The sequence below is a fragment of the Streptomyces sp. NPDC006193 genome (genome assembly GCF_040613915.1).
Taxonomy (GTDB): domain Bacteria; phylum Actinomycetota; class Actinomycetes; order Streptomycetales; family Streptomycetaceae; genus Streptomyces.
In genome coordinates this window covers 1-11,584 of the sequence record NZ_JBEXTB010000011.1, presented here as the reverse complement: position 1 = coordinate 11,584, position 11,584 = coordinate 1, and the positions used below count along the sequence as shown (strand labels likewise).

Sequence of the window (11,584 nt, the reverse complement as noted above, 5' to 3'; positions counted from 1 at the left end):
CACAGCCCGGCCGGACCGATGAAGGACCGCTGCCGGACCGTGAAGAACCGCTGCAGGACCGCTGCAGAACCGCTGAGAACCGCTGAGGAAGGAACGCGACATGGACGAGAACACCCGCTACCAGGTGCTGCGCAACGACGAGGAGCAGTACTCCCTCTGGCCCGCCGACATCGAGGTGCCCGCCGGCTGGCAGCCCGTCGGCAAGGAGGGCACCGAGGCCGAGTGCTCCGCCTACGTCGACGAGGTCTGGACCGACATGCGCCCCAAGAGCCTGCGCGAGCGCATGGAGAACGCCGGCGCCTGACCGAACGCCCGGACACCGCCCGCCGGGCCGGCCGCACCGGCCGGCCCGGCACCTCACCGCACCCCGCCGCCCGCACCCCTCCCGCCCCGCAGCCCCGCCGCCCGCACGATTCCCGCCCCACCGCCCCGCCGCCCGCACGATTTCCGCCCCGCAGCCCTGCCGCCCCGGCGCCCCACCGCCCTCGGCCCCCTGGACCACCGCACAACCGCACCGCATCTCCCCGAGGAGCCCGCGATGACCCCCGTACTGCGCACCGAACGCCTTCAGTTCCTCCCGTACCGGGCCGAGGACGAGGACGTCTTCGTCGCCCTGCTGCGCAACGAGGAGGTGTGCCGCTGGATGGGCCAGGACCTCGTGCCCGAGCCCGAGCTCCGCGCCCTGTTCCGCGCCATCCTCACCGACGTCTACCCGCAGCGCCGCTTCGACGTGTGGGGCCTGTGGCTGGGGGACGCCTACGTCGGCCATGCCGAGGTGAAGCCGACCGGCAACGTCGACGGCCACGAACTCGTCACCGCGCTCGCCCCCGCCTACTGGGGGCGCGGACTGGGCGGCGAGGTGGTGCGCGGCCTGCTCCGGCACGCCGCCGACAACCTGGGGCTCACCGAGGCGTACGGCATGGTGGGCGCCGAGAACACCGCCAGCCTGGCCATGTGCCGCCGCCTGGGCTTCCGGCACGTACGGGACGTCGTCGGCGACGACGGGTCCGTGACCCGGATGCTGGTCGTCCCCACCACGGCGGGCGCCGCGGCGACGGACGCCGGAGACCCGGTGTGACCCGGCCGCCGCTCACCGGGACCTCCGCCGGGGACACGGACACCGGACCGCCCGCGAACCTGTGGCACAACCGCGACTTCACCCTCCTGTGGTCCGGACAGTGCCTGTCGGACCTGGGCGGCGCCCTGGTGGAGCTGGCCCTGCCGCTGCTGGTCCTGGAGCGGACCGGGTCCCCGGCGCAGGCCGGGCTCGCCGGCACCGCCGGGCTCGTCACCGCCATGCTGTGCCGGCTGCCGGCCGGCGTCCTCGCCGACCGGTGCGACCGGCGCCGGCTGATGATCGCCTGCGATGTGCTGCGGCTCGCCGTGTACGCCCTGCTCGGCTGCGCCGTCGCCGCGGGCGCGGCCGGGCTCCCGGTGATCCTCGCCGCGGTCGTCGCCGGCGCCGCCGCCACCGCCGTCTTCAGCACCGCCGAGCACGCCGCGGTCCGCAACCTCGTCCGCACCGACCAGCTCACCACAGCCGTCGCCCGCAACGAGGCCCGGACCTACGGCGTCGCGCTGGCCGGCCCGCCGCTGGGCGGCCTGCTGTTCGGGGCCGGCCGGGCGCTGCCGTTCTTCGGCAACGCCGTCAGCTTCCTGCTGTCCCTGATCGCCGTCCTGTGCATCCGCCGGCCCCTGCAGCGCACCGGGACGGGGACGCCCCCGGCCGCCGCCGCGTCCGCCGCCGAGGGCCTGCGCTTCCTGCTGGGCCATCCGTTCCTACGGGCCCTGCTGGTGATCGCCGTCCCGCTCAACACGGCCTTCACCGGCATGGTCTTCGCGATGACCCTGGCGCTGCGGCGCGCCGGTCTCCCGCCGGTCACCGTCGGCCTCGCCGGGACGATCTTCGCCGCGGGCGGCCTCCTCGGCGCCTTCGCCGCCCCGGCGCTCCAGCGGCGGCTGCGCATGCCCGTGCTGATCACGCTGCTGTGCTGGACGACGGCCGTGCTGATGACGGTCGCCGCCCTGCTGTCCCCCGGCGTCCTGGCCGCGGTGCCCCTGGCCGCCGCGGTCTTCCTCGGCCCCACCGCGAACGCCGCGCTCTTCGGCCACCAGGCCGCCGTCACCCCCGACCACCTGCAAGGGCGCGTGGTCAGCGTGCTGCTGCTCGCCGCCGGCTCGGCCGGCGCGCTCGCCCCCGTCCTGGCCGGGGCGCTGCTGGCCCGCTGGTCACCGGGGACGGCGCTGCTGGTGTTCCCGCTGCTGGTGGCCGTCGCCGCGGTGACGGCCGGCCTCAGCCGAGGCATCCGGGCGATGCCCGCATAGCCCGCGGTCACAGGGGCTGCGCAGGCGGCGCATCCGCGCTGTAATGGCGAAGTGGTCAGTAGGGGCGCTGCGATCAGCGGAACGACGAGGGCGCCGGAGCGCGCCGAAGCCGCCCTCGCCTCCCTGATGGCGTCACCCGCCGCCCCGGACCGGCTGCGCCGGGTCCTGGAACAGGCGCTCGTGCTGGCGGGGGCCTCCTTCGTCGGCGTGTACACGCCCGGCGACGACCCCGCGGTGCTGCGCCTCGCCGAGTCGGCCGGCCTGCCGCACACCCTGTACGGCCTCCGGGAGGGCTACCCGGCCGCGGGCGCCTCCCCCGTCGCCGAGGCCCACCGCACCGGCCGGGCGCAGTGGCTGAGCCCCGCCGGACCGGCCGGCTGCCCGGAGGGCCGCCGCACCCCGGCCGCGGACTTCTCCGCCGCCGCCCTGCCGCTCGGCCCGGCCGGCGGCGGCTGCCTGCTGGCCGTCGGAGAACACCCCGGCGGCTTCGGCGCGGACGACCGCAGATGCCTGGAGCTGATCGCCCGCGCGGTCGCCGTCCCCGCACCGGCCGCCCCCGGTGAGCCCGGTGAGCCCGGCGAATTGGCCGAGGACGCCTTCAGCCTGGACATGGACACCGGCCGGGTCCGGGTCGGCGACACGATCCTGCGGCTGTTCGGGATCCCCCGCGACGGCTTCGACGGCCGGGTGGAGACCCTCCTCGGCCACACGGTGCCCGAGGACCTGCCCGCGCTGATGTCCGTGGTCGAGGCCGACCACATGTCCATCGGCGACCGCGAGCTGGAGTTCCGCATCCTCCAGCCCTCCGGCCCGCCCAAGTGGCTGCGGCTGCGGGGCCGGCTGCTGCCCGCCGGCGAGGACCGACCCGCCCGGCTCGTCGGCACCGTCGCCGACGCCTCCACCCTGCGCTCCGGCGTCACCGACGTCGCCCGCGTGCAGCGCCTGGCCGCCGCGCTCGCCACCGCCGGCACCGTCAAGGACGTCGGCCAGGCCGTCGTCGCCGCCCTGCGGGGGCCGTTGAAGGCCGACCGGATCGCCCTCGCCGAACTCGAGAACGACCGGCTGGTCGTCACGGTCCTCGACCCGCCCGAACCCGAGGCCTGGCCGGAGGTGTGGCGCACCGAATGGCGCACCGAGTGGCCCGACGCGCCGGTGCGCGCCATGCCCACGCTGGCCGCCGCGCTGCGCGAGGGCCGCGCCCGGATCTGGCCGGCCGGCGCGGACCTGGAGCCCGCCCTGGCCGAGGTCGGCCCCGGCGGCCTGGCCGTGCTGCCGCTGCCCGCCGGGGCCCGCATGGCCGGCGCCTGCCTGGTCGGCTGGGACCGCCCGCACGAGTTCGCGCCCGACGAACGCGCCCTGCTCACCGCCTGCGCCGGCCTCGCCGGGCAGGCTCTGCTGCGCGCCCACGCCTTCGACGCCGAGCACGAACTCGTCGGCATGCTCCAGCGCACCCTGCTGCCGCGCCGCCTGCCCCGGCTGCCCGGCGCGGTCGCCGTCGCCCGCTACCTGCCCACCACCGCGGGCCTGGAGGTCGGCGGCGACTGGTACGACGTCATCCCGCTCGCCGACAACCACGCCGCCCTGGTCATCGGCGACGTCCAGGGCCACAACGCGGGCGCCGCCACCCTGATGGGCCAGATGCGCACCGCGCTGCGCGCCTACGCCGCCGAGGGGCATCCCCCGGACGTGGTCGTCGCCCACGCCAACCGGCTGCTGCTGGACATGGAGACCGACCTCTTCGCCACCTGCGCCTACGTCGACGTGGACATGGAGGAGGGCACCGCCTGGTGCGTGCGGGCCGGGCACCTGCAGCCCGTGCTGCGGCACCCGGACGGCACCACCGAGATCGCCCAGGCCGAGGGCGGCCCGCCGCTCGGGGTGCTCGCCCGGGCCGAGTTCCCGATGACCCCGCTCCGGCTGCAGCGCGGCACGGTCCTCGCCCTGACCACCGACGGCCTGGTGGAGTCCGCCGCGACCGACCTCGACGCCGGCATGGACCGCCTCGCCCGCGCCCTCGCCGCCGCCGACCCCGCCCACCTCGGTCTGGTCGCCGACTCCCTGCTGTCGGGCGCCCACCGCGGCGACGACGTGGCCCTGCTGCTGATGCGCTACGACGGCATGGCCGTACGCCCGCTGCGGGAGAGCTGGACGGTGTGGCGGGTGCCGGAGGCGGTCCGGCACGCCCGCCGCTTCACCCGGCGCACCCTGCGGGACTGGGGCCTGTCCCGCGACACGGTCGACGCGGCCCTGCTGGTCGTCTCCGAGCTGGTCACCAACGCGCTGGTGCACACCGGCGGCCAGGTCCGGCTCGACCTCAGCCTGGTCAACCACCGGCTGCGGGTCGCCGTCGCCGACTCCTCGCCGCGCAGTCCCGTCAAGCCCGCCGGCATCGGCTGGGAGGCCACCGGGGGCCGGGGCATCCTGCTGGTGGAGGCCGTGTCGGCGGCCTGGGGCACCATCCCGGTCAGCGGCGGCAAACAGGTCTGGGCCGACCTCGTCCCCGACGGCTGACCGCCGTCCGGGCACCGGCGGGCGCCGTTCGGGCAGGTTCGGCAGGCGCGCCGCGCCATCCCTGCCTAGGGTCGGTTGGTGTGGCACACACCTTCGATGAACTGGTGCAGAAGCAGCGCGCGGCCGACGCGGCCCACGCCACGGTCGACGACCTGCGGCAGGCCTACGGCCCGCCGGCCGAGCGGCGGATGACCGGCGCCCAGTCGGGCACCTACGAGACCGCCCTGCGCGCCTGGCGGGACCTGGCCCGCGACGTGCAGACGGCGGTGAGCGAGTACGCCAAGGAGACGGGCCGGCCGCGGGCCGAGGTCGAGGCGGAGGTGGAACGGGCCGCCGCGCAGCGGGACGGCTGACGGGCGGCCGGGGAGGCCGGGGGAGGCCGGACGGAGGACCCTGCCCGGAGCAGGCATCCGGCGTGCGTGCCCGGGTACCCGCCGTGCATGGACACTGCCATGTACGAAGCCGCCTCGGGCCTCACCATCCAGGGATACATCGGCCTGGCCGCCGCGGGCATCGGGATCGTCGCGGTCCTCGTCGCGGCCTTCGCGCTGGGACTGCGGGTGCGCCGCCGCGAGTCCCGGCCGCCGCGCAGGGACGAGCAGCCCACGATGCCGCCGTCCGGGCCGGTCCACGAGACCCGCGAGGTCCGCGAGCCCGCGGAGGTGCCCCGGACCACGAACGGCGAGCGTCTGAGCCCGCACCAGCTCGGCAACTCCGGCACCCAGCGCGCCGAGGACCAGAGCCGTTCGCGCTGGTCGTCCGGTTCCAGCGGGTCCTTCGGCGGCGGTGGCGGCGGCCAGACCTGAACCGGCGTCAGCCCTGCCCGTGTTTGCGCCCCCGGCGGCCCGGGGACCCGGGCACGACCCCGCCCGGCTCCCGGGCGGACCCGACGGACCGGTTCCGCAGTCGGCGGGACCCGGAAGGGCGATGGACGACGTGACCGCGCATGCGACTGAGAAACCGGCCATACCCGACGCGGAGACGGGCTGGGCCCTGGCCCGCCGCCGACGGGGCGGGGGAGTGCGCACCTGCCTGCCCGCCGTGCTGGACCGCGGCGCGGTCCGGGGGCAGGGCCCCGACGCCGAGGACACCATCGTGCGCGGCGAGGACTGACCGGGGGACGCGGAGCGGCCCGGCGCCGGGACGGACGGCGCCCGCGCCACGGACGGCGTGCTTGCGAAAGCTGCCGCGCCCCCGTCTTCCGTGCTCCCGTCTTTCGCGCCCCCGTTTCCGAGCCCGAAGTCTTCCGCCCCCCCATGACGCGGGCGGGTGTCGGCGAATCGCGCAGGCCCGGCCGACGCGGTTCGCCGACACCCCGCCCCGGCCCTCGCGGAGGAAGCCGGCGCATGCCCGCCGGGTGGCCCGACGGACGGCCCGACGGACGGCCCGACAGACACCGCTGCGAATGAGGAGGACCATGCCCCCCACCGTCGTCATCACCGGCGCCAGCGCCGGGATCGGCCGCGCCACCGCCCGCCTGTACGCCCGGCGCGGCGCCGACGTCGTCCTGATCGCGCGCGGCGCAGGCGGCCTGGAGGCGGCGGCCGACGAGGTCGCGGCGCTCGGCGGACGGCCTCTCGTCCAGGTGGCCGACGCCGCCGATCCGGCCCAGCTGGAGGCCGCCGCGGACGCCGCGGAGAAGTCGTTCGGCCCGATCGACGTGTGGATCAACTGCGCGTTCTCCACCGTGTTCGCGCCGTTCGAGGAGATCACCGCCGAGGAGTTCCAGCGGGTCACCGAGGTGACCTACCTCGGCTTCGTCAACGGCACCCGCTCCGCCCTCAAGCGGATGCTGCCCCGCGACCGGGGCACGATCGTGCAGGTCGGCTCGGCGCTCGGGGAACGCTCCATCCCCCTGCAGTCGGCGTACTGCGGCGCCAAGCACGCCATCAACGGCTTCACCTCCTCCCTGCGCACCGAACTGCTGCACCGCGGCAGCAACGTGCACCTCACGATCGCCCAGATGCCCGCCGTCAACACGCCCCAGTTCCAGTGGGTCCGCTCCCGGCTGCCCGGGCACCCCATGCCGGTCCCGCCGATCTACCAGCCCGAGGTCGCCGCGCGGGGCGTGCTGTACGCGGCCGACCATCCGCGCCGCAAGCAGTACTACGTCGGCGCGACGACCGTCGCCACCCTCTGGGCCAACCGGCTCGCCCCGGCCCTCCTCGACCGCTACCTCGCCCGCACCGGCTTCGGCTCGCAGCAGATCGACCGCATGCCGCCGGCCGGCTTGGACAACCTGTTCGAGCCGGTGGACCGCGAGCCCGCCGAGGACCAGGGCGCCCACGGCGCCTTCGACGACACCGCCCACGCCCGCTCCTGGGAGGAGACGCTGGTCCGGCACCCCGCCGTCACCGCCCTGGGCGTGGGCGCCGCCCTGTTCGGCGCCGTCCGCGGCGTCCGCCGCCTGGCGTCCTGACCTTGAGGGGGACGGCGTGCGCCTGCTGCTCATGTCCGACACGCACCTGCCGAAGCGCGCCAAGCGCCTCCCGGAGCAGCTGCTGGCCGAGATCCCGCACGCGGACGTCGTCCTGCACGCCGGGGACTGGGTGGACACCGCCACGCTCGACCTGCTGGAGAGCCGCAGCCGCCGGCTGATCGGCGTGTACGGCAACAACGACGGCCCCGAACTGCGCGCCCGGCTTCCCGAGGTGGCCTACGCGGAGCTGGGCGGCCTGCGCTTCGGCGTCGTCCACGAGACCGGTCCCGCACAGGGGCGCGAGGCCCGCTGCGCCGCCCGCTTCCCCGACCTGGACGTCCTGGTCTTCGGCCACAGCCACATCCCCTGGGACACCACCGCCCCCGGCGGCCTGCGCCTGCTCAATCCCGGCTCCCCGACCGACCGCCGCCGCCAGCCCCACTGCACCTACCTGACGGCGAACGCCGCCGGGGGGACGCTGACCGACGTCACCCTGCACCGGCTGCCGCCGCGCTGACGCCCGCCCGACGGAGGCCGCACGGCCGGCCGGTGACGCGCCTGCGGTGGCGTGCGAGGATCCCGTGGTGACCGACAGCACCGGGATACCCGACGTCGTGCCCGCGGGCCGCATGGCCCGCCGGAGCCAGCCCGTGCTCGACCTGCCCGGCGGCCACGGCCTGCGCCCCTGGCGGGCGGACGACGCCGACGCGCTGGTCCGCGCCGGGCAGGACCCGGACATCCGGCGGTGGAACCTGTTCACCGTGGCCGATCGCGCTCAGGCCCGGACCCGGATCGCCCGCATGCACGAGCGGTGGCGGGCGGAGACCGGCGCCGTGTGGGCCGTGGCCCGGCCCGGCGAGCCGCCCGTCGGCCTCGTCGGCCTCGGCGACGTCGACCTCGCGGGCGGCAGTGCCGAGCTGCTCCACTGGCTGCTGCCCGAGGCGCGCGGCGCCGGCCTCGCCGTGCGGGCCGCCCGCGGGCCGGCGCGCTGGGCCCTGGCCGACCTGGGGCTGCACCGCCTGCGGCTGTGCCACTCCACGGCCGATCCCGCGTCCTGCCGGGTGGCCGAGAAGGCCGGCTTCCGCTTCGAGGGCACCCAACGCAGCGCCCTGCTGCACGCCGACGGCTGGCACGACCAGCACCTGCACGCCCGTGTGGCCGGCGACCCCGGCCCCGCATCCGACCCGCCCGGCCGGCGGAGCTGAGAGCGGGGGGTGTCCGCGGTCCACCCGTGGCGGCGAAGTGGCCTCCGGAGTGAGTGGGGCACCCCGGAGGCCACGCTTCGACGGCCCGTCACCTTCCGGCGGGGCCGCTCCAGTCGGTGCGCACGTGCCCCAGCCGCACCCGCTGAGGGTGGTCGCCGACCGGGACCGACGCCACCTTGCGGCCCGTGGCGAAGTCGATCGCCGTCACCCGGTCGGCACCGCTCTCGGAGACGACGCAGTCCTTGCCGTCGCCGCTGACCGTCGCCCAGTACGGCTTGGAGGCCGTGACCAGCGGGCCCTCCTGCAGGGTGGCCCGGTCGACCACGGCCGCGTAGTCGTCCATGGTGCCGGCGACGCACAGCTTGGTGCCCGCCGGGTTCATCGAGATGCCGTGGTGGCGCGAGTCGTTGACCCAGGTGGTGCGGTCCTCGCTGGTCGCCGGGTTCTTCGGCAGGGTCTTCGTCCGGGTGATCCGGTCGGTGGCCAGGTCGTACTCCAGGAAGCCGTTGAAGAACGACACCTGGAAGTACAGCTTGGACTCGTCGGGCGAGAACACGGCCGGGCGGACCGCGTCGGAGAAGTCCTTCAGCCCGGCCGCGTCCAGCCGCTGCCGCATGTCGATGACCTTGACCTGCTTGTACGTCGTCGCGTCCACGACCGTGATGCGCCGGTCGCCCTTGGTCCAGTCCCAGCCCGGGTCGTCCAGGGCGGTGTTCACGTCGCCGATGGACATGTTCCAGATCTGCTTGCCGTCCTTGGTGAACACGTTCTCGTGCGGCTTGTCGCCGGTCGGGAAGGAGCCCAGCTGCCTGCCGGTGACGATGTCGAGGACGTGCACGGTGTTCGCGGTGGAAGCCGAGACCGCCACCCGGCTGCCGTCCGGGGAGACCGCCATGTGGTCGGCGCGGTAACCGGACACCGCGAAACGCCAGTTGACCCTGCCGGTGGCCAGGTCGATGGAGACCACGTCCGCGAAGCTCGGCCGGGACACCACCACCGACCTGCCGTCCGGGGTGGAGTACATGTCGTCGGCGAACTGGTCGTGGCCCTCCCCGACGCTGTTGCGGATCGCCTGGAAGTAGATCCACTTGATCGGGTCCGCGTTGATCTCCGCCATCCGCGCGTCCTTGTCGGGGATGACGTCGATCCGGCCGATCCGGGCGAAGTCGCCGGAGGACGCGATGACGTCTGCGGTGCCGTCCCAGTTGTTGCCGACGAACAGCACCTCGCGCAGGCCGTCGGCGCCGGCGGGCGCCGCGGAGGCGGCGGCCGCCGGTCCGGCGGCGGTCAGGGCGAGGGCCGCGGCCACGGAGCACAGGTGCCTGGTTCTGGAGGCAGGCATGAGGGCTCTCTTTCCTCGGGGGAATCGGAACACGGTCGCTTTCACATTGAACTTACTGAAAAGTAAGGACCGGCGGCCTGCTCGACAAGACGTGTGCACGACACGATCGGGAGAACGGCCGGCGCCGGCGCGTGACACGCCGGCCCCACGGGTGTGCCGGTCCGGGCCGGCCGGGGTGCGGACGGCTCGGCGCGCGGGATCGCCCGTGAGCTGTTTCGCTGGTGCGGGGGGCCGTACCCACTCCGGAGAGACCCATGAACACCTATCGAGTCGCGCAGGTGACCGCCGCGGGCGGCGCGTTCGAACCGGCCGAGCGCGAGGTGCCGCAGCCGGGCCCCGGTCATGTCCGCATCGCCGTCGAGGCGTGCGGCGTCTGCCACAGCGACGCCTTCTTCGTGACCGCCGCACTGCCCGGCATCACGTTCCCGGAGGTGCCCGGGCACGAGATCGCCGGGCGGATCGCCGCCCTCGGCGAGGGAGTGCGGGAGCGGGGATGGCAGGCCGGCGACCGGGTGGCGGTCGGCTGGTTCGGCGGCAGCTGCGGCTATTGCCGGCCCTGCCGCCAGGGCGACTTCATCGTGTGCGCCCGCCTGAAGGTCCCCGGGTGGGCCTACGACGGCGGTTTCGCCGAGCAGGTGGTCGCACCCGTGGACGCCCTGGCCCGGATTCCCGACGCGCTCGCGGCGAGCGACGCCGGACCGATGGCCTGTGCGGGCGTCACCACGTACAACGGGCTGCGGCGCGGCTCCGCCCGGCCGGGCGACCTGGTCGCCGTGCTCGGCGTCGGCGGCCTCGGCCACCTGGGTGTGCAGTACGCGGCCGCGATGGGCTTCGAGACCGTGGCGATCGCCCGGGGCGCCGAGAAGGCGGACTTCGTCAAGCGGCTGGGAGCCCACCACTACATCGACAGCACCGCGCGGACCCCGGTGGCCGAGGCCCTGCAGTCCCTCGGCGGGGCGCGGCTCGTGCTGGCCACCGCCGGCGACTCCGGGGCCATCACGGCCGCCGTGGACGGGCTGGCGCCGCGCGGCGAGCTGGTCGTCATCGGCGCGGATCCGCAAGCCCTGGGCATCAGCCCGGTCCAGCTGATCGCGCACGGCCGCGTCGTCCGCGGACACCCCTCCGGCACCGCGCAGGACGTCGAGGACACCATGGCCTTCAGCGCCCTGCACGGCATCCGCCCGATGACCGAGACGGTGCCGCTGGCCCGGGCCGGGGAGGCCTACGACAGGATGCTCTCCGGCGCCGCACGCTTCCGGATGGTCCTCACCATGTCCTGACCCGCCGCCCGGCAGCCGCCCTACGCGGCGGCGGACAGCAGCAGTAGCAGGCCGGCCGCCAGCACGGCGCAGCCCAGCACACAGCAGGCGAGCAGCCGCCGGCGCAGTTCCCGGTACCGGGCCTCGTACGCCTGCCGCAGCTCCTGGGCCCGCTCGGCCGTGCGGCGCCAGGAGAGGCGGGCCAGCGCCAGGTATTCGGCCTCGAACTGCCGCTCCAGCTCATCGCGTTGGCTGTCGGTGAGCCAGCCCAGCCGGGAGCTGAGCCGCCCGGCGGCCGCCCGGCCCTCCCGCCGGGCGGCGGCCAGCAGCAGATGGCCCTCGACCTGCCGGACGAGGGACCGCGCGTCGTGGTCCGTCATCGCGGGGCCGGCTCCCGCACCGGCTGCCGCACCTCGAGGAGCGGCACTTCGGGGTGGTGCAGGTCGAACGCCGGGGATTCGCTGCGGATCCGCGGCAGGGTGAGGAAGTTGTGCCGGGGCGGCGGGCAGGAGGTCGCCCACTC

Annotated in this window: 13 protein-coding genes; 11 read left to right on the top strand and 2 right to left on the bottom strand. The window is 75.6% G+C overall.

All coding sequences use genetic code 11. The features are described from left to right. Positions 1 to 100: 100 nt before the first annotated feature. From ABZ261_RS13415 to ABZ261_RS13370, 10 genes are all read left to right on the top strand, one after another. Entirely contained in the window at positions 101 to 304 is a 204-nt protein-coding gene (locus ABZ261_RS13415; RefSeq protein ID WP_067045059.1) for an MbtH family NRPS accessory protein, read from the top strand. A 234-nt stretch (positions 305 to 538) separates the two neighbouring features. Further along, complete coding sequence (locus ABZ261_RS13410) at positions 539 to 1,078, top strand: GNAT family N-acetyltransferase (protein ID WP_356858522.1); 540 nt, start codon at positions 539 to 541, stop codon at positions 1,076 to 1,078. Beyond that, the gene (locus ABZ261_RS13405; protein ID WP_356858520.1) at positions 1,075 to 2,325 is read left to right on the top strand and encodes an MFS transporter; all 1,251 of its coding nucleotides are present in this window, start codon (positions 1,075 to 1,077) and stop codon (positions 2,323 to 2,325) included. Before ABZ261_RS13410 ends, ABZ261_RS13405 begins: the two co-directional genes overlap by 4 nt. Before the next feature lie 126 nt (positions 2,326 to 2,451). After that, complete coding sequence (locus ABZ261_RS13400) at positions 2,452 to 4,836, top strand: SpoIIE family protein phosphatase (RefSeq protein WP_356858717.1); 2,385 nt, start codon at positions 2,452 to 2,454, stop codon at positions 4,834 to 4,836. A gap of 80 nt (positions 4,837 to 4,916) precedes the next feature. Continuing rightward, positions 4,917 to 5,189 carry a hypothetical protein gene (locus tag ABZ261_RS13395; RefSeq protein ID WP_356858519.1) on the top strand — a complete coding sequence of 91 codons (273 nt, stop codon included), beginning with the start codon at positions 4,917 to 4,919 and terminating at the stop codon, positions 5,187 to 5,189. Positions 5,190 to 5,276: 87 nt separating this feature from the next. Then, positions 5,277 to 5,642: a DUF6479 family protein gene (locus tag ABZ261_RS13390; RefSeq protein WP_356858517.1), complete on the top strand. Its 366-nt coding sequence runs from the start codon at positions 5,277 to 5,279 to the stop codon at positions 5,640 to 5,642. Between the two features lie 121 nt (positions 5,643 to 5,763). Further along, the gene (locus ABZ261_RS13385) at positions 5,764 to 5,949 is read left to right on the top strand and encodes a hypothetical protein (RefSeq protein ID WP_356858738.1); all 186 of its coding nucleotides are present in this window, start codon (positions 5,764 to 5,766) and stop codon (positions 5,947 to 5,949) included. 304 nt (positions 5,950 to 6,253) lie between these two features. Then, the gene (locus ABZ261_RS13380) at positions 6,254 to 7,255 is read left to right on the top strand and encodes an SDR family oxidoreductase (RefSeq protein ID WP_356858515.1); all 1,002 of its coding nucleotides are present in this window, start codon (positions 6,254 to 6,256) and stop codon (positions 7,253 to 7,255) included. Between the two features lie 16 nt (positions 7,256 to 7,271). After that, the gene (locus ABZ261_RS13375) at positions 7,272 to 7,772 is read left to right on the top strand and encodes a metallophosphoesterase (RefSeq protein ID WP_356858514.1); all 501 of its coding nucleotides are present in this window, start codon (positions 7,272 to 7,274) and stop codon (positions 7,770 to 7,772) included. Positions 7,773 to 7,839: 67 nt separating this feature from the next. Then, on the top strand, positions 7,840 to 8,460 hold the full coding sequence (locus tag ABZ261_RS13370; protein ID WP_356858512.1) for a GNAT family N-acetyltransferase: 621 nt from the start codon (positions 7,840 to 7,842) through the stop codon (positions 8,458 to 8,460). An 88-nt stretch (positions 8,461 to 8,548) separates the two neighbouring features. Here ABZ261_RS13370 and ABZ261_RS13365 read toward each other — a convergent pair whose 3' ends face one another. Further along, a complete protein-coding gene (locus ABZ261_RS13365; RefSeq protein ID WP_356858510.1) occupies positions 8,549 to 9,802 on the bottom strand; it encodes a YncE family protein in 1,254 nt (417 codons plus the stop codon). 254 nt (positions 9,803 to 10,056) lie between these two features. Between ABZ261_RS13365 and ABZ261_RS13360 the strand changes: the two genes are divergently transcribed. After that, the gene (locus tag ABZ261_RS13360) at positions 10,057 to 11,082 is read left to right on the top strand and encodes an alcohol dehydrogenase (protein WP_356858508.1); all 1,026 of its coding nucleotides are present in this window, start codon (positions 10,057 to 10,059) and stop codon (positions 11,080 to 11,082) included. Between the two features lie 20 nt (positions 11,083 to 11,102). On the opposite strand, the gene ABZ261_RS13355 is transcribed toward ABZ261_RS13360, so the two are convergent. After that, positions 11,103 to 11,441 (bottom strand): hypothetical protein, encoded by a 339-nt coding sequence (locus tag ABZ261_RS13355; protein ID WP_356858506.1) that lies wholly within the window; start codon positions 11,439 to 11,441, stop codon positions 11,103 to 11,105. Positions 11,442 to 11,584: the final 143 nt, after the last annotated feature.